General features: G+C 62.7%; 14 protein-coding genes and 2 pseudogenes. 5 read left to right on the forward strand and 11 right to left on the reverse strand.

What is annotated here, in order from left to right; all coding sequences use genetic code 11:
• Positions 1-6 precede the first annotated feature (6 nt).
• Positions 7-1,530, forward strand: a complete 1,524-nt coding sequence (locus PLAV_RS17425; protein ID WP_012112346.1) for a conjugal transfer protein TraG N-terminal domain-containing protein — start codon at positions 7-9, stop codon at positions 1,528-1,530.
• Positions 1,531-1,536: 6 nt separating this feature from the next.
• Here the strand turns inward: PLAV_RS17425 and PLAV_RS17430 are convergent, their stop codons facing one another.
• The 3 genes from PLAV_RS17430 to PLAV_RS17440 are packed head-to-tail and all read right to left on the reverse strand — an operon-like array spanning position 1,537 to position 2,699.
• Positions 1,537-1,896 (reverse strand): DUF3742 family protein, encoded by a 360-nt coding sequence (locus PLAV_RS17430; RefSeq protein WP_012112347.1) that lies wholly within the window; start codon positions 1,894-1,896, stop codon positions 1,537-1,539.
• A gap of 27 nt (positions 1,897-1,923) precedes the next feature.
• Positions 1,924-2,382, reverse strand: a complete 459-nt coding sequence (locus PLAV_RS17435) for a type II toxin-antitoxin system YhaV family toxin (RefSeq protein ID WP_012112348.1) — start codon at positions 2,380-2,382, stop codon at positions 1,924-1,926.
• Positions 2,382-2,699, reverse strand: a complete 318-nt coding sequence (locus PLAV_RS17440) for a type II toxin-antitoxin system PrlF family antitoxin (protein WP_041536097.1) — start codon at positions 2,697-2,699, stop codon at positions 2,382-2,384. The genes PLAV_RS17435 and PLAV_RS17440 overlap by 1 nt, the downstream gene beginning before the upstream one ends.
• Before the next feature lie 301 nt (positions 2,700-3,000).
• Here PLAV_RS17440 and mobH point away from each other — a divergent pair, with 301 nt between their 5' ends.
• Positions 3,001-4,866, forward strand: a complete 1,866-nt coding sequence (gene mobH / locus PLAV_RS17445; RefSeq protein ID WP_012112350.1) for a MobH family relaxase — start codon at positions 3,001-3,003, stop codon at positions 4,864-4,866.
• A 269-nt stretch (positions 4,867-5,135) separates the two neighbouring features.
• Here the strand turns inward: mobH and PLAV_RS17450 are convergent, their stop codons facing one another.
• The 8 genes and pseudogenes from PLAV_RS17450 to PLAV_RS17485 form a co-directional block, all read right to left on the reverse strand.
• Positions 5,136-5,513, reverse strand: coding sequence for a hypothetical protein (locus PLAV_RS17450; protein ID WP_012112351.1), 378 nt, complete (start codon positions 5,511-5,513; stop codon positions 5,136-5,138).
• A 194-nt stretch (positions 5,514-5,707) separates the two neighbouring features.
• Positions 5,708-6,520: an IS21-like element helper ATPase IstB gene (gene istB / locus PLAV_RS17455; protein WP_275065860.1), complete on the reverse strand. Its 813-nt coding sequence runs from the start codon at positions 6,518-6,520 to the stop codon at positions 5,708-5,710.
• A gap of 32 nt (positions 6,521-6,552) precedes the next feature.
• Positions 6,553-7,293: pseudogene (locus PLAV_RS17460) on the reverse strand (Mu transposase domain-containing protein); the annotation flags it as partial.
• Positions 7,294-7,657: 364 nt separating this feature from the next.
• Positions 7,658-8,197 carry an alpha/beta hydrolase fold domain-containing protein gene (locus PLAV_RS20085; RefSeq protein WP_083762631.1) on the reverse strand — a complete coding sequence of 180 codons (540 nt, stop codon included), beginning with the start codon at positions 8,195-8,197 and terminating at the stop codon, positions 7,658-7,660.
• Positions 8,146-9,651 (reverse strand): annotated as a pseudogene (locus PLAV_RS17470) (IS3 family transposase); the annotation flags it as partial. The pseudogene PLAV_RS17470 and the gene PLAV_RS20085, both read right to left, overlap by 52 nt.
• Before the next feature lie 287 nt (positions 9,652-9,938).
• A complete protein-coding gene (locus PLAV_RS17475; protein WP_245545169.1) occupies positions 9,939-11,858 on the reverse strand; it encodes an esterase/lipase family protein in 1,920 nt (639 codons plus the stop codon).
• Positions 11,859-11,878: 20 nt separating this feature from the next.
• Entirely contained in the window at positions 11,879-12,925 is a 1,047-nt protein-coding gene (locus PLAV_RS17480) for an Lnb N-terminal periplasmic domain-containing protein (RefSeq protein ID WP_012112355.1), read from the reverse strand.
• A 208-nt stretch (positions 12,926-13,133) separates the two neighbouring features.
• The gene (locus PLAV_RS17485) at positions 13,134-13,556 is read right to left on the reverse strand and encodes a TetR/AcrR family transcriptional regulator (RefSeq protein ID WP_245545172.1); all 423 of its coding nucleotides are present in this window, start codon (positions 13,554-13,556) and stop codon (positions 13,134-13,136) included.
• 452 nt (positions 13,557-14,008) lie between these two features.
• Between PLAV_RS17485 and PLAV_RS17490 the strand changes: the two genes are divergently transcribed.
• From PLAV_RS17490 to rbbA, 3 genes are read left to right on the forward strand one after another with little or no spacing between them, the layout of a single operon-like run.
• Positions 14,009-15,496, forward strand: a complete 1,488-nt coding sequence (locus tag PLAV_RS17490; protein ID WP_012112356.1) for an efflux transporter outer membrane subunit — start codon at positions 14,009-14,011, stop codon at positions 15,494-15,496.
• A gap of 14 nt (positions 15,497-15,510) precedes the next feature.
• Positions 15,511-16,590: an HlyD family secretion protein gene (locus PLAV_RS17495; RefSeq protein ID WP_012112357.1), complete on the forward strand. Its 1,080-nt coding sequence runs from the start codon at positions 15,511-15,513 to the stop codon at positions 16,588-16,590.
• Between the two features lie 3 nt (positions 16,591-16,593).
• Positions 16,594-19,362 carry a ribosome-associated ATPase/putative transporter RbbA gene (gene rbbA / locus PLAV_RS17500; protein ID WP_012112358.1) on the forward strand — a complete coding sequence of 923 codons (2,769 nt, stop codon included), beginning with the start codon at positions 16,594-16,596 and terminating at the stop codon, positions 19,360-19,362.
• Position 19,363: the final 1 nt, after the last annotated feature.

The raw sequence follows: 19,363 nt of genomic DNA on the forward strand, positions 1-19,363 counted from the left end.
CAGGCAATGACGCTTTTTACGACCGACTACCTGGAGTACTACCTCACCCTAGTCTCCTGGATCGTCCATAACGGAATCTGGGCCGTGCTGGTGTCCAGCGGGGTATTCGCGTTGCCTTTCGTGGCGATCATCGTGCAGGAATGGCTCAAGGCACGCGCGGAAGGCGCGGACGAGGGCAACAAGGGCGTGCTGTCGGCTGCGCGCATTGAGAACCGGGTGTTCGTCGCCATCGTGGTGGTGATGTTCGCTGGCATTCCGTTCATCGACGTGGACCTCAACACCATCCAGTACGACAGCTCGCGCTCGGCGCAGTGCCAGGTCAGCGTGCCGCAGCCTACCGGCACGGGCTGGTCGCAGTCCTTCTCGACGCTCAACAACCAGAGCGCCAAGCTGCCGGTGTGGTGGGCCTTCATGCACGCGCTCTCGCGTGCGGTCACGGGAGCTTCCGTGGCGGCGATCCCTTGCGGCACTGATTTGCGGCAGATGCGGATGGAGATCGACGCCACGCGCATCGACGACCCGGTTTTGGCTCAGGAGGTCGCGGATTTCACGCACGACTGCTACGGGCCGGCCCGCGCCAAGCTGTTCATGCAGCGCCCGAACCTCGATGAGGCGCAGATGCACGACGTGACCTGGATTGGCTCCCGCTTTTTCACGGACACGGCCGGCTACTACGACAACTATCGGTCGAGCACGCCACGCGATGACTGGCCTTACGACAGTGACCGTGATGCTGGGCTGGCCCAAGTGTCCAGCGGCGGTGGCTATCCGACCTGCAGGCAATGGTGGGCCGACGGCAGCAATGGCTTGCGCGCGCGGCTGTTGGGCCAAGTGGACCCAAATCTGCTCACGCGGGTGGCGGGCTGGGCCGGGTTTCTGAGCCGCGCCGAGGTGGACGACTCCGTGATCCGCACCATCGCTTCACCGAGACAGCAGAAACTGAACCAGGGGAGCGTCTATACGGACTACGGTGGCCAGATCGACAAGACCTTGCCGAACGTCATCACGCGCGCGGCCGGCGACGTAGGAATGGCAGTCGGGGGAATCGCAGCGTTCCCTGCCATGGACGTCGTTCGCCAGGCGCTGCCCATGGTGCTCGCCTTGCTCAAGATGGCGCTGGTCATCTGCATCCCGCTCGTGCTGGTCATTGGCACCTATGACCTGAAGACGGTCGTTACCGTCAGCGTCGTGCAATTCGCGCTGTTCTTCGTGGATTTTTGGTTCCAGCTCGCACGCTGGATCGACAGCACTATCCTCGACGCGCTCTATGGGTGGGGCTGGGGCTGGAACCGGCCGCACAACAACTTTGATCCACTGGTCGGGTTGAACAATGCGTTCGGCGACATGCTCCTGAACTTCGTCATGGGCACAATGTTCATCGTAATGCCCACCTTCTGGGTCATGGCCTTGGCTTGGGCAGGCGTTCGCGCCGGCAACGTCCTTCAAGGCCTCGCTGGAGCCACGGGAGATGCCAAGGCTGCAGGGGGTAAAGGAGGAGGTATTGCGCTCAACGCCGTGTCGAAAAAGTGAGTGCTGCTAATCATCCTCGACATGTGGATCAACGCGAAAGCCGTCATAGGTGTACAGGCCAAATCCCGCAGGCCCGTTTCTCCATTCCGGCTCGGGTAACTCGTGATCCAGATCAGCATTGCGGGCCATCCAAGCGGCAGCTATTGCGAACACCAGCAGCAGAGCCAGCCAGAAAGTGGTGTACAGGAGCACACCGAGCACGGCCAACTTGACCAACCACAGCAGCGCGGTGGCACCAGCCACCGGCACACCCTTGGAAACCAGCCAGTTCGACACTCGCCGTTCGCTGCGGGCATAGGCCCGCCACCCGCGGCCGACGCTGCGGCCAAGCCGTTCTGCGGTGCTGATGCGTGTTGTCGTGCTCATGGTCGTCTCCTGCTACATGGGGGATGCCTACTTCAGTTTGCTCCAATCCTGCTTGCTTGCCAGTACCAATGCGTTCCAGTCGTCCGGCGGATTTCCCCGCCCCAACATCTTCTCAAAAACGGCGTAGGGGTCTGACTTGCTGCCCGACGACCGCAATGTCTGCTCATCGTTGACCCAGGCGTAAACGATGATCTTCGCCTTGGAGTCGTACCGGAAGAACAGCCGGAACCGCCTTCCGATCTTGGCCCGTCGCCAGTGGCGGTGGGCCGGCCCCAAGGTATTGCCCTGGCGGTATTCGTCGCGCGCCGGATCACTCGGCACCACATCCAGCATCAACTGACTCAAGGCCCGGAAGAGCTTGACGTTGGCGTTGGACTCGAAGCCATTCGGATCGTTCTCCTGCGCGCGCCGGGCGGCTGCATGCAACTTCTGCAACTGCTCGATCACGCAGTCATGGAATAGCAGCGTCCAGCCATGCCGTTGCATCAGAGCGCCACTTCCCCGTCGATTTCCTCGTCCAGCTTCACGCCGTGCCCCGCGTGCTTCAGCATGGCGCGAGCCAGATCCTCGGGCAGGCCTTGGACGTTCCGGCCAGCCTCGATGTCGCGGGCCAGCAGGCTCAGAAACGCACCGATGGCGGGGTCCTCGTGCTCGGCGTCGGCACGGGTCACGACGACTTCGCCGTCACGCAGGTCAAATGCGACTTTGCCGCCGGCATCGACACCGAGCGCTTGCCGGATGGGCTTGGGCAGAGTGATCTGGCCCTTGGAGGTCAGTGTGGCAACTTCATGAATGACAGGCATGGCCGTTCTCCTGATAGAGATGCCTCTATGGTAAGGAATATTCCTTACCTTGTCAATGTGATGCCTCATGGCGTTCTCCCGTCCAAGAATCGCCCATCGTAGGCCGGGAATAGCGAGCCTTCATGCATCAATCCGACCGCCCGCACCCCGCATTGGCGATGGACGATCGATGCCCGGCGTCCTATACCCAAATGGTTAAAGGCCAAAGGGCCGAAAGGGCAAGGGAATGGGGCGCAAGGGGAAAGGCCCTACCTGAAAAGGCGAAAAGGCCTCCCGGCCGGCCCGCCAACAGGACACCTACATGCTCTCCTTGTTCCAGCGAAAAAGGGTCTCTGTCGCCCCCGCTCCGTCGCCAGCACCTGCCATCGATCTCCCGAAAGGGCTGCTGCGGCCAGAAGCCGCCGCAGCGCTGCTGGCAACACCGCGCCGGCAGAAACTGCTGGAACACATCTGGCAGCGCACGTCGCTGTCGCGCAGGCAGTTCGCCACCCTATACCGCGCACCGCTGGAGCGCTACGCCGAGCTGGTCCAGCAGTTCCCCGCCTCCGAAAACCACCACCATGCCTACCCGGGCGGCATGCTGGACCACGGCCTGGAGATCGTCGCCTATAGCCTCAAGCTGCGACAGTCCCATCTGCTGCCCATCGGCGCCAGCCCTGAGAACCAGGCCGCGCAAGCCGAAGCCTGGACGGCCGCCGTCGCCTATGCCGCTCTGCTGCACGACATCGGCAAGATCGCGGTCGATCTGCACGTCGAACTGGCCGACGGCAACACCTGGCATCCCTGGCACGGCCCGTTGCACCAGCCGTACCGCTTCCGCTACCGCGACGATCGCGAGTATCGCCTGCACAGTGCCGCGACAGGCTTGCTCTACCGCCAGCTGCTTGACCGCCAAGTCCTGGACTGGCTCAGTGGCTATCCGGCGCTATGGGCGCCGCTGCTCTACGTCCTGGCTGGCCAGTACGAGCACGCCGGGATACTGGGCGAGCTTGTCGTGCAAGCCGACCGTGCCTCGGTAGCGCAGGAGCTGGGCGGCGATCCGGCGCGCGCCATGGCCGCACCCAAGCATGCGCTGCAACGCAAGCTACTCGACGGGCTGCGCTATCTGCTCAAGGAAGAGTTGAAACTGAACCAGCCCGAGGCCTCCGATGGCTGGCTCACCGAGGACGCGCTGTGGCTGGTGAGCAAGACGGTCTCCGACAAGCTGCGTGCGCACCTGCTATCCCAGGGCATCGATGGCATCCCGGCGAACAACACGGCGGTGTTCAATGTGCTGCAGGACCACGGTATGTTGCAGCCCACACCGGACGACAAGGCGGTCTGGCGGGCGACCGTGACCAGCCCCAGCGGCTGGTCTCACTCGTTCACGCTGCTGCGCATCGCTCCTGCGCTGATCTGGGAATCTGGCCAGCGGCCGACACCGTTCGCTGGCACCGTGGTAATCGACGTAGCGCCTGCAGCCAAAGATACCGATGCTTTCGTACCCCCGGCCGCGATCGCGACAAAGCCAGCCGCCGAGGGTCAGGAGCCGAAGCGTTGGGAGGAAAGCGGCGACATCGCTGCCCAGGCTCCCCCGCCCGCTTCCCCGGCCATGCCCGATGCCATGGAAGACATGTTAGCTATGGTAGGCATGGGCGATCCGCCCGACGTTTCTCACAATGAGCAGGCCGATACAGCCAACACATCTGCCGCACGCTCCGAGGCTCCTATGCCGACTATGGCTGTGACCTCGCCAACGTCGCCTGTATCCACGGCCATAGCTGCACCGCCACCCTTAAGCGCACGGCCATCCGGTGAGCATTTCATGGAGTGGCTGCGCCAGGGTATCGCTTTACGCAAGCTCATCATCAATGATGCGAAGGCGCTCGTGCATACCGTGAGCGACACCGCGTATCTGGTCAGCCCTGGCGTGTTCCAGCGGTACGCACAAGAACACCCACAAGTGGGCATGCTGGCAAAGCAGGAGAGCCAACAAGATTGGCAATGGGTGCAAAAGCGCTTCGAGCGGGTGCAGTTGCATCGCAAGCATCCCAACGGCTTGAACATCTGGGCCAGCGAAGTGACAGGTCCGCGAAAATCACGGCGCCTGCATGGCTACCTTTTGCAAGACCCCCATTTGTTGTTTACGGAGGTGCCTCCAAACAATCCGTATCTGTCGTTGATCTGATGGGAACAGCCCAAGCGCAACCGACCTGTCAAGTTGCGCCCGAAGGGTTACGCGGGTATGCACTACTGCGACTACAACTGGACCGGTGGGGGCACATCCATGGCGGTTTGTCGCCAGGCCTGCGCATCCGACCTGGTGGGGAAGACGAACAACCCCTATCGCTGGGAGTGGCCCAGCAGCTCGGCGCTTGCGCCAGTTCCTTACGTGACCTGCACGGGGCAACCCGGCTGCACCCCCAGGGCTGCGGCAAACTTCGTCTGTGGCTTCATTCAAGCGTCCTTGTCTTTGGATGGGGTAATGCCGATGACCTGGTTTTTGTAGCCGATCTCCAAACGGTCGACTTGGAGAACGATGTCTGGCAGGCCGTTGGGCTGAAGGCCGCCCTTCAGGACCTTGAAAAAGATTCGATCCCCGGTAGCGTCGCGCCCGACCCGGTTCAGCTCAGCCACGTCTTCAGGCTTCAGGCGCAAGGCAGCGTGGTAACGGCCTCCGTGCTCCACCCCAACCACCGCTGATCCCTTTCCCAGCGGGGATGCACCCACCACTGCCGTGGGCAAAAACCCTGGGGAGTGGGGATACCAGGAGTTGTCGAAGATCTTCGCGTAGGCATGGAGGATCCCGGTCTTCGGGTCGATCTCCACGTCCATGGGAGGCCGCAGGTAGAAAATGCGTATTTCGGCGAACGTGACCGCCCATTTCGGTCCATCGTGACCGGCACGCCGAGCGGTGAATTCGGCGTCATTTCGGCAACGTGACCACGCGTTTCGGTGATCGTGACCGCCCAGGTCGATGGCGGTGCTGCGCAGGGGGCAGAGTTTAGGGGCGGTCAGGTTCGCTCAGATCATTGGCTGGCCTCCTGAACTGCCCTTGTTGACTTGGCTGCCGCCCGCGCGGCCTTGCCGGTGCGACGCGACTCGCCCTCGAGATTGAAGCGCCGGCAGCTTTGCATCAATCGGTCGAGGATGGCGTCGGCGATCGTGGCGTCGCCCAGCCAGGCGTGCCAATGCTCGATGGGCAACTGGTGCGTGATGATCGTCGCGCGGTGGCCTACCCGGTCATCAATGACCTCCAGCAGGTCACCCCGGGTGACACTGTCCATCGGACCCGTCCCCCAATCGTCCAGGATCAACACGTCGACCTTGGCAAGCTGCTCGAGCCAACGTCGGAAGGTGCCTGCGCCGTGGAGGATGCGAAGCTCCTCGGCCAGACGTGGCACCCTCAGGTACAGCGCCGAGTGTCCCTGGCGACAGGCGTACTGGGCCAGCGCGCAGGCCAGCCACGTCTTGCCCAGCCCGGTGGCGCCGGCGAAGGTCAGCGTCTCGCCCCGCTCGATCCAGGTCGACAGTGCGACGCCCATCAAGGTGGACCTGTCGATGCCGCGCACCGTCTCGAAGCTGGCGTCCTCCAAGGTGGCCGTGGGGTACTTCAGCTGGGCACGCTGCAGCAGCCGAGCCCGCTTGCGGTCGCCTCGGGCGTAGACCTCGCGCTCGACCAGCAGGGCCAGTCGCTCGTCGAACGACAGGTTCAGGCAGTCGGCCTGTTCTTGCTGCTGCTGCAAGGCGTCGGCGAAGCCCTGCAGTTTGAGCGCGCGCAGTTGGGTCAGGGTGGCGTTGTTGAGCATGGCGTGTGGGTGCAATGGATTGGATGGGTTCATGGTGGGCTCTGGGCTGGTGAGGTCGGTCGTCCTCACTGGTAGTAGCCCGGTCCGCGCAGGTTGGCGTGCGTCGGACTGGTCCATTCGGCTTCGGCATCCAGCGGCACCTGGTCACGGTTGTTGGCCAGCAGGTCGCGCACATGGTGGTAGCGGAAGGCACCCAGAGCGAGGGCCCGTTCGCAGGCCGCCTCCAGCCGTGCCTCGCCATATCGGCGCGACAGGTTCAGCAGTCCCAGGCAGGAGCGGTAGCCGTGTTCGGGATGCTTGTAGGTCTGCAGCAGCCGGGTGATGAGTTCGCCGCATGCCATGCCGATGCGTTGGCCCCAATCGATCAGCCGCTGAGGCGTCCACTCCAGGTGGGCGCGGTGGGCAGCAGGCATGTGGGCCTCCACCGTGGTGTAGCCGCCGCGGCGCTCGTTGCGAGCGTGGGCGGCCACGCGCTGGCCGCGCAGCAGCAACTCCACGCCGTGGCGGGTGAGGCGCGCCTCCAGGGCCTGGCCGACGAGCGCATGCGGCACGCTGTAGCGGTGGCCCTCCATCTCGACGTGGTAGTCGATGTGGACCTTCACCGTCTTGAAGCGGGCAAGCTCATAGGGTTGGCGCGGCAGCGACATCAGTGTCGGCGCATCCAGTTCGGCGAACACGCTGGCGCGGCTGCCGGGCAGCTTCTGAAACGGCCGGTCGTTCACGCTCGATAGCAGTTCGGTGATGGCTGCATCGACCTGGGCGACGGTGTCGAAGCGATGGTGGCGCAGCCGGGCCAGCACCCAACGGGTGAAATCCGCTCTAGTGCGCAGTGGCAAGGCCGACGCCACGATGGTCCTTTACCCTGGGGGCACGCATTCCTTGGCGGGCAGTGGACGTCCGAGTCATCGACAGGACTACCACGAACGGATTGTGGATTTCCTTGAGCAAACGCAATATAGCGACAAACCGACGTAGAGGCCGCCCTGATGACTGTCGCCTTCTTAAGACAATGTTTCGCCACCGTCGCCACGCCTTCCCAAGGCGAAAGGGCGCCGCACTATAGCTACTAGTGCGGAGCGCCGCTTCTGCGCGTCAATACGACGCAAAACGACCAGTTTCAAAGAAATCCATGCTGATCGCATTTGCGCCGAATGAGCAGCGGATCACCGCTCATTCGTGTCTCGTCCCTCGTAATGCTTTTGACAACGCTGCCGTGGAGTCGCGAACTGCCTGTTGGCTCACCACTGCTGTCTGCACCATCTGAAACCCGTGTGGAGCGCCAGGGTAGATGTGCATTTCGACGGGCACCCCAGCCCGCATTAACCGTCGGGCATATTCGAGGCTCTCCTCAAGGAATAGGTCTAGTGCCCCGCACATGATGAATGTGGGTGGCAATCCCGCAAGATCTTCTGCCCGTGCCGCAGCGGCGTAGCAGGACACCTCGCGCGAGCCGGGCGCGCAATTGAGCAATGATGTCCAGCCATACAGATCTGAGGCCTGCGTCCAGATGAACTCCCCTGCATAGGGTGATACGTCGGGATCAATCGCCGTGCGGTCATCGATCATTGGGAAGACCAGATGCTGGTAGGCGATCGCATACTTACCCCTATCGCGCGCGAGCAATGCCAGCGCCGCCGCGAGGCCGCCGCCTGCGCTGTCACCGCTGACAAGAATACGGGTGCGATCTTGATCCGCTTCTCGTTGTACCAGCGGATGTACGAGTCGACCGCCTCGACGAACTGCTCAATGGTGGCGGTCTTCCAGTCCCGAGGATAGAACAGCTCATTCTTCAGCCGACCGAAGAAGCCTTCGCAGGCAGCGTTATCAGGTGAGCATGCTTTGCGAGACATCGAGCGGATGAAGTTCGCGTTGCTCATTCTTGAGAGCCAACCCGGCCAGCGGTAGTGGCCGCCCCGATCGGAGTGGACCACGGGACGATCAGCCGTGTCGGCCAACGTCTCGATGGCTGCGTCCAGCATCGTGTTGACCAACTCCGCGTCCGGACTGGTCCCAATGGTCCAGCTGACGACCATTCCGTCGAAGCAGTCGATGATGGGCGAGAGGTACACCTTGCCAGCCGGGATCTGGAACTCCGTGATGTCCGTGAGCCATTTCGCGTTGGGCACCGCGGCCTGGAAGTCGCGATCGATGAGGTTCTCAGGCGCTGGGCTGATTTCGCCAAGGTAAGACGCATAGCGGCGCTTTCTGGGCCTTGGAACAACCAGGCTTTCCTGCTTCATCAACCGCTGTACAACCTTCTCTGAGATCGTGACGTCCTGCCTGGTCAGAGATGCCTGCAGCCTGCGGTAGCCATAGCAGCGGTGGTTCGACTCAAAGATGTCGGTGATGGATTGCCGAACCTTCAGGTACTTGTCGCCCACCGCTGCGCGGGCCCGGTGATAGAAATACGAACTGCGCGCAAGATCCAACTGTGCAAGGAGCTCTGGCAGGCCATAGTGCTCCCTGAGGGCGTCAATCAGCAGTGTCTTCTCCCGGTTGGACAGGAGCTGCAGGTCGACGCCCAGGCCTTTTTTTAACAGTTCGTTGGCCTTGTTCAAAAGATCCTGCTCGAGGCGCAGTTGCCTGACTTCGCGGCGCAGGGACTCAACCTGGCGCTCGAGCTCATCGCGCTCCTGCGAAGGCGAAGATGGATTGGTACGTTTCATGGATGCGGGTGCTTCACGTCCCAGAAGTTGGTTCTTCCAGTTGTACAGCGTTGGCCGGCACACGCCGAACTTGTCGGCTACAGCCTGGGCACTTTCCTCGCGAGTGCAGAGTTCCATGACTCCTGCTTGCATCAGCTCCCCGGAATACCTTCGTCGCACCGTACTGCCGACGACACGCCTTCTGGCTTCAGGAAGGGCCTCGCGAATCCAAGCGGTTAGCGTCCCTCTGCAGGGGTAGCCCAGTGCCCTCATGGTGGCCGCAATGCAGCGGTCGTGAGCGAGGTAATGCTCGATAGCTGCCGCCTTCTGTTCCTTCGAGAACTTGGGTCTCCGGCCCGCATAGCCCGCTGGCAAGTCGAGCTTCTGCTGGTATTCGTTGTACCAGCCCTTCAGAGAATTCTTTGTTGGATAACCCAGCTGGCGGATCGTGGGCCTGACGCGCCTGCCCAGCTTGATATAGAGCTCAACCGCTCGAATTCGATCTTCGTAGGAATACATGAACTACCTCCTGGTAGTCCAAGTTTTCGTCCGCACCCCCAGATGGTCAGTTTTGGGTCGGCACTAACACCGGGACGGACCGGGAGGGCATGAAAAAAGGGGCTGGACGGGAACCCGGCCAACCCCTTGATTTTTCGATACTTTCTTACAGCTTGTTAGCTTAAATCTGGTGCCGGAAATAGGAATCGAACCTACGACCTACGCATTACAGAGGAGTGCACTACGCCCATCTGAAAGATAGAAGCTTGCCCAAATCAGCTCGGCTGCGTACAGCAGATGGCAGTTGTCTATGGCTGCATGAAATGCGCTTCCCGCAGAGCAATGTCCTCTCTCAGAATGCGCTGGATTTCCAGCACTGCCGCCGCGCTCTGTTGCACGCTGTGTCCTGAAATGATGATTTTCTCGGATTGCGCCCCGGGAAGGTGGGCGCTGCGGTAAGGCACGAGGCCGTCATCGGAATCAACGAGGGCCACTTCGGGGTCAGCCTGGGCCACGATCGAGTGATAGTTCACCTGGGCAGAGATGGGAAAGTCCGCTGCCGCGCGCACGAAAGGATCGTTCTCGTCGAGGTTGTCGACGCTATTGGGGATATGCCCCAGGCTTTCGTGGCTGCTGGCCGCCGCATTGGGTGCTAGTGTGTGGGCGAGTTCTTCGAGCACCGTAACGGGGAAGCGAATGAATCCCGCCATCCAGCGCCCCAGGCGTCCACCTGCGACCGACGTGCCCCGGTGCGGTGCTGCGATGAAGATGGCGCGGCCGACATGCGGGAAGGGCTCGAAACGCAACATCGGATCTATGCGTTTGATCTGCTGCGGCGTCAGCCGACTGCGATCCGCAGCCAGCTGCACCAGCGACTGGTCGGTTGACGACACCATCAACCGCGCGATGACCCCGCCCATGCTATGCCCCACCAGTACAAGGTCGGACGATGCCGGCGCCTGGCCGGAAGGATCGAAATGCGCCAGCGTATCCCCGAGCGCCCTGCGAATCATCGCGTGGTTCAATGCGATCGGCATATTGGTCGGGTAGTAGACCTGCCAGATTTGGTAATGCTGGCGCAGCGCCTCATCGCCCAGGATTTCGTTGGCGAGTTCCACCCAGGCTTCCGGGCTACTGGCCAGTCCGTGCAGCATGACGATGATCCGTCGGTTCGGATCGTAGGGCTGCATCAGGTAGACGTGCGGACGGTCGATTCCACCCTCGCGCCCAAGCAGGCTGCGCAGCGACTGCCGGTTGAAGTTGGCGCGGGCCAGCCACAGTCCGTAGCCGGCGGTGAAATTGGCCGCCAGCGGTACGCGCTGCCCGCGCAGCATGATGGCCGACTCCACATAGGGGTCATGCACCGTCAAACGGACAGTGCGGGTATGCAGCACGCTGTCCAGGTCGTCTCCGTCCGGGTGCAGCAGAATCGTCATGGACGGCGCGGGCATCTCGCTCCAGGGTAGAGGCTGCTGATTGCGTTTGGCCGCTGGATGGCCATCCCGGGTGGGGGCGGAAGTCAGGGGTTCGTCCGGCATGACCGCCACCAGCTCGGCGCCGAAACCGTCGCGCCGGTAGAGGCTGCGCAGTCCGCGGAAAGACAGGGACGAGGCTGGCAGGAGTTCGGCTGGCACCGCCGTACTGCCCGGCAAGCGCGCGCTGCGCATATCCAGCTGCAGCTCCCAGCCTGCAATGTTCCAGCGGGTCTGCGCTGGCAACTGCGTAGACATTTGTTGCCGAACCTCGAACATCCCGGTGGCGGCACGTTCGACCGCATAGTTATACCAATCCCGCACTTGCGTCTGGCGATCCTCGAAGGCTCGCTCCCCAGGCGTATGGTCACCGAAGAACAGGTAGGCATAGGCATAACGAATGGTCTCAAGCCAGGCGGCTTGCTGCTCTGATCCGGGCTTCATGGCCTGAGCCTGCGCCAGCCACAGTTCGGACAGTGCAGCCAGGCGTCGATCCGCGGCAACGCCGGTCACGGCGGCCAGGGCCTCGACGCAATCCGCTGAGATCGGTTTTGCGCAAGCCTGCGCATCCAATGCCGCCACCCTGATGGTCTGGGTCGTCGCATCGCTGAGTTTGCCGCGTGTCAGGATATCGCCGCGCTTGAGTTCGATGGCCTCGCCCGCATCCAGTGTATGAACCTCAACCACTGGGCCGAACTCACGCAGGATCGAGCAGCCCCCCAGCAACAGCGGGGCAATGACGAGCCACACTGCCATGCGGCAAGACTGCTGGAACCTCATGGAGATACCTCGTCGGCCGGCACGCCGGGCACACCTTGTCGAATCGACATCGAGAAGTCGTCTCCTGATGCGTCAGAGGCCAGTGCGCGTTCGTTGATGTGCCCCAGTGCCTGCAGTTCTGCGTAGCGATGGCCGGGCGTCAATCCGTGCAGGTCATGGATGTATTCCGCAAAGTGTCCGGACAGCAGCAGGCGATAGTCCGCCGGCAACGCTGGCGCAATGAGCCGAGCCAGCTCGAATACGATGGTCGTGCAGTTACTGGTCAAGGTGTTGTAAAAGCGCGGTGTGCGCCGCAGTTCATTGGCCGCGTGCAGATACTCCAGAAACAACGCGCGGACATTCGCCTGACTCATCTGCAACCGATAGAGATAAACGTCCTCGCCTCGCGCATTGCTGCGCGTACGCACAATGTCGCGCTCATCGGCGGCTACCAGGATCTGCTCGAACTGACGGAAGAATCCGCCGATCGCCGAGAAGGACTCGTGGCGCTCCTTGCGTATTTCCAGTGAGAACACTACCCGCTCGCCACCGTCGAAGCCGAACGACACCAGTGTGTGCGCAATGTGCGGCCCCATCCAGTAGGAAAGTACCAGGTCGGCACTGCGCAAGCGGTCCAGATCGTATGTGCGGTTCTCCCACTGCGGGGTGTAGTCGGTTTCGCTGCGCCACTCGAAGTTGCGTACATTTTTCAGGTGAACGTGGCTGCCGTCGATTCCGGCCTCCAGCAACTGGGCGACATCGTCAGCCCATGGGCGTTGGTGTGATGGCTGCAGCGTTCCCCACCACATGAGCAGGGCTGCCGTTGCGGCCCCGAACACGAATCCGGCGATCCTGCGTGTCCGTCTTTCAAGCAAGCCTGCCAGCGACACGGCGACGGACAGCCCCGAGGCAGACCACGCCAGAGTGGCGATCCAGCGAGCCGCTGGATGTTGCGGCATCTGGTGCCACAGGGCCAGCGCGCCCCACGCAGTCAGCAATAGCACCGCAATGCCGATCACCAGGCGCATGGGGAGGTGCCTGACTTTTTGCGTCACCTTGCTCATCGAGGCTCCAAAAGCTCAAGCAGCAGTTGCCGATGCGCATCCTGTAACTGCACCAGCGCTATGGAAGGGTTGCCCCTGGATAGCATTGACGAGCTCAGCCATAGCAGTGCGGGAGCGAGCGCCAGCGGGAAAAAGTGCTCGGTCAAGACGCCCGGACGAATGATGCCCCGTTCTATGTTGCGTTGGATGATGAGCTGCGCCCGCTCTTTCAGTCCGTGAGCAACTTCGTTGTGCCAACGCTGCACCAGCTCTGGTGTTCTGGCGCTTTCGGCCAGAAGCAGCCGGTAATCGACATCGTGGCAGGGGAGCTAAAGGTCGCGTATAGGCGATCCAGGTAGACATCTACCAGCTCTGGCAACGTCAGATCTTCATCCGGGAGCCAGCCCTGGAAATCGCAAATCTGCTTTGTCGTGCGTTCGAGCAAGGCATGAAAAATTTCTTCCTTGCTTTTGAAGTGGGCGTAGATACCAGCCTTGGACAAGCCTGCGCATTCCGCCAGGCGCTCCATTGACACGGCGTTGTACGTCCGATCCGCGAATTCGACCAAGGCCGCGTCGAGTATTTCTTCTTTTCTGGCGGCAGAGGACAGGTAGCGGCGCTTGTCGGGCGCGTCATCTTTCTTGGGTAGCATTCAAAGGCTCTGTTCAAAGATCTGAGGGGTGTTCCCACGGGCCGGTCACCGGCTCTACCAGAAATCAGGGCCTTCCTTGAACCCAAGCCGGCAGCTCGAATTGATCTGCGTCAATGACCGACGAGCCCGCTGATTGCGGTTCCCGGATTGTAACGTATAATTAAAAACAACCGTCCAGTCGTTTGTTTTCAAATTTCACGATGCAAGCCAACTCAGAGGCGCGAACGAACCCGGCACATTGGGATGTGACACAGGAAGAGCACCTCATCAACCAGCCAGGGGACACGGGGATGCACATATCAACAAGGAGATGAAGTGGGCTTGACAGCACTTGCAAGCAGGAAAGGAAGGCCTGCGGACATCGGCCACGAACTCCGCATTGCGTGGGTGGCAGCTATCCCCTCCTCTGCAACCAGCCCCTCTTCAGCCCGATACCCGTACGGAACGTGACCATGCCCCCAGCTTCCCTGTTGTTTCCTGCGTTCAGCTTGCGCACTGCCTCGTTGGCCCTGAGCGCCGTCGTCTTGACCGGCTGCATGTCGCTCGCTCCGGCGCCAGACACCCCGCCGCTGCCCGTGCCCGAAGCCTGGCCTGCGCATCTTGGATCAGGCACCGACGGCGCCCACGCGGGAGAGCTTGCCTGGCAGGCGTACTTCACCGACCCCCTGCTGCAACGCCTCATCGAGACCGCGCTGGAGAACAACCGCGACCTGCGCTTGGCCGCGCTGCGCGTCGAGGAAGCCAGCGCCACATTCCGCATTCAGCGCTCGGATCGTTTTCCTGCCGTGGGCGTGGGCGCCCAAGGTGGACGCGCGCGCGTCCCTGGCGATCTGAACATGTCGGGCCGATCGCAGGTGGGCGGCGAATATCGGGCCGAGGTGGGTTTGAGCACCTGGGAGCTGGATCTGTGGGGCCGGGTCCGCAACCTGGAAGACGCCGCCCTGCAAAGCTGGCTGGCTTCCGACGCGGCCCGCCAGGCCGTCCACCTGGCGCTGATCGCCCAGGTGGCCGACGGTTATCTTGGCTTGCGCGAGATAGACGAACGCGTGGCTATCGCCCGTCAAACCGTCGCGACCCGCGAGGAGTCCTATCGCATTTTCCGGCGCCGCGTTGAAGTCGGCTCGACCTCGAAGCTGGACCTCACTCAAGTCCAAACTTTGCTGAACCAGGCTCAGGCGCTGCTAACCCAGCTTGAGCAAGCCCGCGCCACGCAACGGCATGCGCTGGCGATGCTGGTGGGCGCCGATCCTGGCCCGCTGCCCACCAAGGTGCCCTTCGATGAAACGACGGTGCTGGCTGAGCTGCGGGCCGGTCTGCCTTCGGAGCTGCTGGTCAGTCGCCCGGACATCATTGCCGCCGAACACCAATTGCGTGCCAGCGATGCCCACATCGGCGCGGCCCGCGCGGCGTTCTTGCCGCGCATTGCGCTGACTGGCAGCTTCGGCACGGCCAGCTCCGACTTGAATGGCTTGTTCGATTCCGGCAGTCGCGCCTGGACCTTCATGCCCACCCTGTCACTGCCCATCTTCGATGGCGGGCGCCGACGCGCCAATCTGGAACTGAGCGAAGTGCGCCGCGACATCGCCGTCGCCGGTTACGAAAAAACCATTCAAACAGCCTTCCGCGAGGTGGCCGATGCGCTGAGCGCAAAGCACTGGCTGGCTGAGCAGTTGACGATCCAGAGAGCCAACCTGGAAGCGCAAAGCGAACGCGCACGGCTGGCCCAGTTGCGCTACGACAACGGCTCGGCCGCCTTCCTGGAGGTGCTGGATGCCCAACGCGATCTGCTGGGTGCCCAGCAACAACTGGTACAGGCGCGCCGCGCGCTGCTGTCCAGCCAGGTGGCGCTGTATGCCGCGCTCGGCGGCGGCACCCTCGCTGCAACCGACGGGGCGCAGGGTGCGACCTCGACGCCCGCTCCCACCCCATCAATCCGTTAAGGCACGCCGAACCCATGACCTTCTCACCCTCTCTCAAGAAAAAACTCCTGGTCGCTGCCGCCGCAGCGGTTGTTGTCGCGCTGGCCTGGTGGGGCTGGACGAAATTTGCCGACACCGGCCCCGGCGAAGGATTCGTCAACGGCAATGGCCGCATCGAAGCCACCGAGATCGACATCGCCACCAAGCTTCCCGGACGTATCGAAGACATCCTTGTACGTGAAGGCGATTTCGTCGCAGCGGGCCAGCCGCTGGCCAGGATGCAACTGGAAACGCTTGAGGCGCAGCGCGACGAAGCCTTCGCCATGCGTGAACAGGCCGAGCATTCTGTGACCGCAGCACAGGCCCAGGTGGCGCTGCGTGAAGCCGACGTGGTTGCGGCGCAGGCACTCGTCGGTCAGCGCGAGTCGGAGCTCGATGCCGCGCAACGGCGGCTGAAACGTTCGCAGACATTGTCCCAAGAAGGCGCCGCCTCGATACAAGAATTGGACGATGACCGGGCGCGCGTGCGGGGCGCACAGGCGACGCTCGCGGCCAGCAAAGCACAGACCGCCGCTGCCCGCGCCGCGGTCGAGGCCGCCAAAGCGCAGTTGGTCGGCGCAAGGTCCAGCGTGTCCGCTGCCACGGCCAGTATCAATCGCATCGAAGCCGATATCCGCGACAGCGAACTGCGCTCGCCGCGTGACGGTCGGGTGCAGGTGCGCGTGGCGCAACCCGGCGAGGTGCTGGGTTCGGGCGGACGTGTCTTGAACCTGATCGACCTGTCGGACGTATACCTCACCTTCTTCTTGCCCGAGACCGTGGCCGGGCGTGTCGGGCTCGGCTCCGAGGTACGCATCGTTCTGGATGCCGCGCCGGAGTACGTGATACCAGCCACCGTTTCCTTCGTCGCCAGCGCGGCGCAGTTCACCCCCAAAACGGTGGAAACCGCCAGCGAACGGCAGAAACTGATGTTTCGCGTGCGTGCGCAGATTTCGCAGGAGTTGCTGCGTGAGCACCTCAATCAGGTCAAGACCGGGTTGCCTGGCGTGGCCTGGATCAAACTCGACGCCAATGCCGAGTGGCCTCAAAACCTCTCCGTTCGCGTGCCGGAGTAAGGTATGAGCCACAGTGCGAGTGCGCAGCCCACGACCGTTGCAAGCGTCCGTCAGGTGCGCTTGCGTTACGGCGACGTCATCGCCCTGGATGGCATCGATCTGGACATTCCCGCCGGACGGATGGTCGGCCTGATCGGCCCCGACGGCGTGGGCAAATCCAGTCTGCTCTCATTGCTGGCGGGTGTGCGCATCATCCAGGAGGGCACGGTCGAGGTGCTGGGTGGCGACATGGCCAGCAAGGCCCATCGCAATAAAGTGTGCCCGCGCATCGCCTACATGCCGCAGGGACTGGGCAAAAACCTGTATCCGACGCTCTCGGTCGAGGAGAATCTGCAATTCTTCGCGCGCCTGTTCGGTCATGGCGCCGCAGAGCGCCGCCAGCGGATCGATGAGCTCACCCAGGCCACTGGCCTGTTCAAATTCCTGGAGCGCCCGGCAGGCAAGCTGTCCGGGGGCATGAAGCAAAAACTCGGCCTGTGCTGCGCGCTGATTCATGACCCGGATTTTCTGATTCTCGATGAGCCGACGACTGGCGTGGACCCGCTGGCGCGCGCGCAGTTCTGGGATCTGATTGACCGTATCCGCGCCGATCGCCCCGGCATGAGCGTGATCGTGGCCACGGCCTACATGGATGAGGCCCAGCGCTTCGACTGGCTGGCCGCCATCGACGACGGCAAGGTCCTCGCCACCGGCACGCCGAAGGAATTGCTGGCAAGAACAGGCAGCCCGAACCTGGAAGAGGCATTCATCCGCCTGCTCCCGGAAGAGAAAAAGCGCGGACACCAAGCGGTAGTCATTCCCCCCTTGTCGGATGGCGGCGCGGACGATATCGCCATCGAGGCCGAGGGGCTGACCATGCGCTTTGGCGACTTCGTTGCCGTCGATAGCGTGTCCTTCCGCATCCGGCGCGGTGAAATCTTCGGCTTCCTCGGCTCCAACGGGTGCGGCAAGTCCACGACGATGAAGATGCTTACCGGCCTGTTGCCGGCGAGCGAGGGTCGGGCCTGGCTGTTCGGCCATGAAGTGGACCCGCATGATCTGGACACCCGCCGCCGCGTCGGCTACATGTCCCAAGCGTTCTCGCTCTACAGCGAAATCACGGTACGCCAGAACCTGGAGTTGCACGCCAAACTCTTCAGTGTGTCCCCGGAGGACATTCCTGCTCGCGTCGATGAGATGGTGGAGCGCTTCGGGCTGGTGGACGTCATCGACAGCCTGCCGGCCAGTCTGCCTCTGGGCATACGCCAACGCCTGTCGCTGGCGGTCGCCATGGTGCACAAGCCAGAACTGCTGATTCTGGACGAACCGACTTCGGGCGTCGACCCGGTGGCGCGCGATGCGTTCTGGCGACTGCTCATCGAGCTGTCGCGGCGTGACCGGGTGACGGTCTTCATTTCCACCCACTTCATGAACGAGGCAGAGCGCTGCGACCGCATGTCGATGATGCATGCGGGCAAGGTGCTCGACAGCGACGTGCCCGCCAGACTGGTCGAGAAGCGCGGCGCCAAAACCCTTGAAGAGGCCTTCATCGGCTACCTCGTCGAAGCCGAGGGCGGCACGGCGGCGCCGGCCAGCCAGCCCGGGGCCGCCGATCACGAGGAGCAACCATCGGCGGCGACCGCTGAACACGGCGGGCACGGCTCTGGCGGTTTCAGTCTGCAGCGCATGTTCAGCTATCTGTGGCGCGAGACGCTGGAATTGCAGCGGGACCCGGTACGCGCCACGCTGGCGCTGGGCGGTTCGCTGCTGCTGATGTTCGTGATCGGCTTCGGCATCACCATGGACGTCGAGGACCTGAGCTATGCGGTGCTCGATCGCGACCAGACCACGCTCAGCCAGAGCTACACGCTGAACCTGGCCGGCTCGCGCTACTTCACCGAGCACGCGCCGATCGTAGACTACGACGATCTCGACCGGCGGATGCGTAGCGGCGAACTGTCGCTGGCCATTGAGATCCCCCCTGGCTTCAGCCGCGACGTGTTGCGGGGCCAGAACGTGCAGATCGGCGCCTGGCTCGACGGCGCCATGCCGCAACGCGCGGAAACCGTGCAGGGCTACGTTCAAGGCATGCACCAGCACTGGCTACTCGTACAGGCCAGCGAACGCAGCGGCGCCAGCGCCGCAGGCAATGCGAGCGTCGAGACGCGCTTTCGCTACAACCCCGATGTCAAGAGTCTGCCAGCCATGGTGCCGGCGGTGATCCCTCTGCTGCTGCTCATGCTGCCGGCCATGCTGACTGCGCTGGCGGTGGTGCGCGAGAAAGAAACCGGGTCGATCACCAATCTGTACGTGACGCCGGTCACGCGCATCGAGTTCCTGCTCGGCAAGCAACTGCCCTATGTCGGCCTGGCCATGGTGAACTTCCTGCAGATGACGCTGCTCGCGGTCACCATCTTTGGCGTTCCGGTCAAGGGCAGCTTTTTCACCCTGGCGCTGGCTGCGCTGATCTTCTCCTTCGCCGCGACAGGCATGGGGCTGCTGGCCTCGGCCGTCACACGCAGCCAGATCGCCGCCATGTTCTTTGCCATGATCGGCACGCTCATACCGGCCACCCAGTTTGCAGGTCTGATCGATCCGGTGTCTTCGCTCGAGGGCTCCAGCAAGTTCATCGGGCAGATCTATCCCGCCACGCACATGATCTCCATCAGCCGTGGCGTTTTCAGCAAATCACTCGGCCTGGCCGACCTGACGGGGCCGCTGTGGTCGATGCTCTTGTCGGTCCCGGTCATTCTCGGCGCCGCCGTTTTGCTACTCAAGAAGCAGGAGCGCTGAG

Origin of the sequence: Parvibaculum lavamentivorans DS-1 (assembly GCF_000017565.1) — a bacterium.
Classification (GTDB): Bacteria; Pseudomonadota; Alphaproteobacteria; order Parvibaculales; family Parvibaculaceae; genus Parvibaculum; species Parvibaculum lavamentivorans.

Coding starts and splice junctions, on each gene's coding strand:
- PLAV_RS17425 (WP_012112346.1), top strand. CDS start 7: ATGACGCTTTTTACGACCGACTACCTGGAGTACTACCTCACCCTAGTC.
- PLAV_RS17430 (WP_012112347.1), bottom strand. CDS start 1,896: ATGAGCACGACAACACGCATCAGCACCGCAGAACGGCTTGGCCGCAGC.
- PLAV_RS17435 (WP_012112348.1), bottom strand. CDS start 2,382: ATGCAACGGCATGGCTGGACGCTGCTATTCCATGACTGCGTGATCGAG.
- PLAV_RS17440 (WP_041536097.1), bottom strand. CDS start 2,699: ATGCCTGTCATTCATGAAGTTGCCACACTGACCTCCAAGGGCCAGATC.
- mobH (WP_012112350.1), top strand. CDS start 3,001: ATGCTCTCCTTGTTCCAGCGAAAAAGGGTCTCTGTCGCCCCCGCTCCG.
- PLAV_RS17450 (WP_012112351.1), bottom strand. CDS start 5,513: ATGGACGTGGAGATCGACCCGAAGACCGGGATCCTCCATGCCTACGCG.
- istB (WP_275065860.1), bottom strand. CDS start 6,520: ATGAACCCATCCAATCCATTGCACCCACACGCCATGCTCAACAACGCC.
- PLAV_RS17475 (WP_245545169.1), bottom strand. CDS start 11,858: ATGGCAGTGTGGCTCGTCATTGCCCCGCTGTTGCTGGGGGGCTGCTCG.
- PLAV_RS17480 (WP_012112355.1), bottom strand. CDS start 12,925: ATGAGCAAGGTGACGCAAAAAGTCAGGCACCTCCCCATGCGCCTGGTG.
- PLAV_RS17485 (WP_245545172.1), bottom strand. CDS start 13,556: ATGCTACCCAAGAAAGATGACGCGCCCGACAAGCGCCGCTACCTGTCC.
- PLAV_RS17490 (WP_012112356.1), top strand. CDS start 14,009: ATGCCCCCAGCTTCCCTGTTGTTTCCTGCGTTCAGCTTGCGCACTGCC.
- PLAV_RS17495 (WP_012112357.1), top strand. CDS start 15,511: ATGACCTTCTCACCCTCTCTCAAGAAAAAACTCCTGGTCGCTGCCGCC.
- rbbA (WP_012112358.1), top strand. CDS start 16,594: ATGAGCCACAGTGCGAGTGCGCAGCCCACGACCGTTGCAAGCGTCCGT.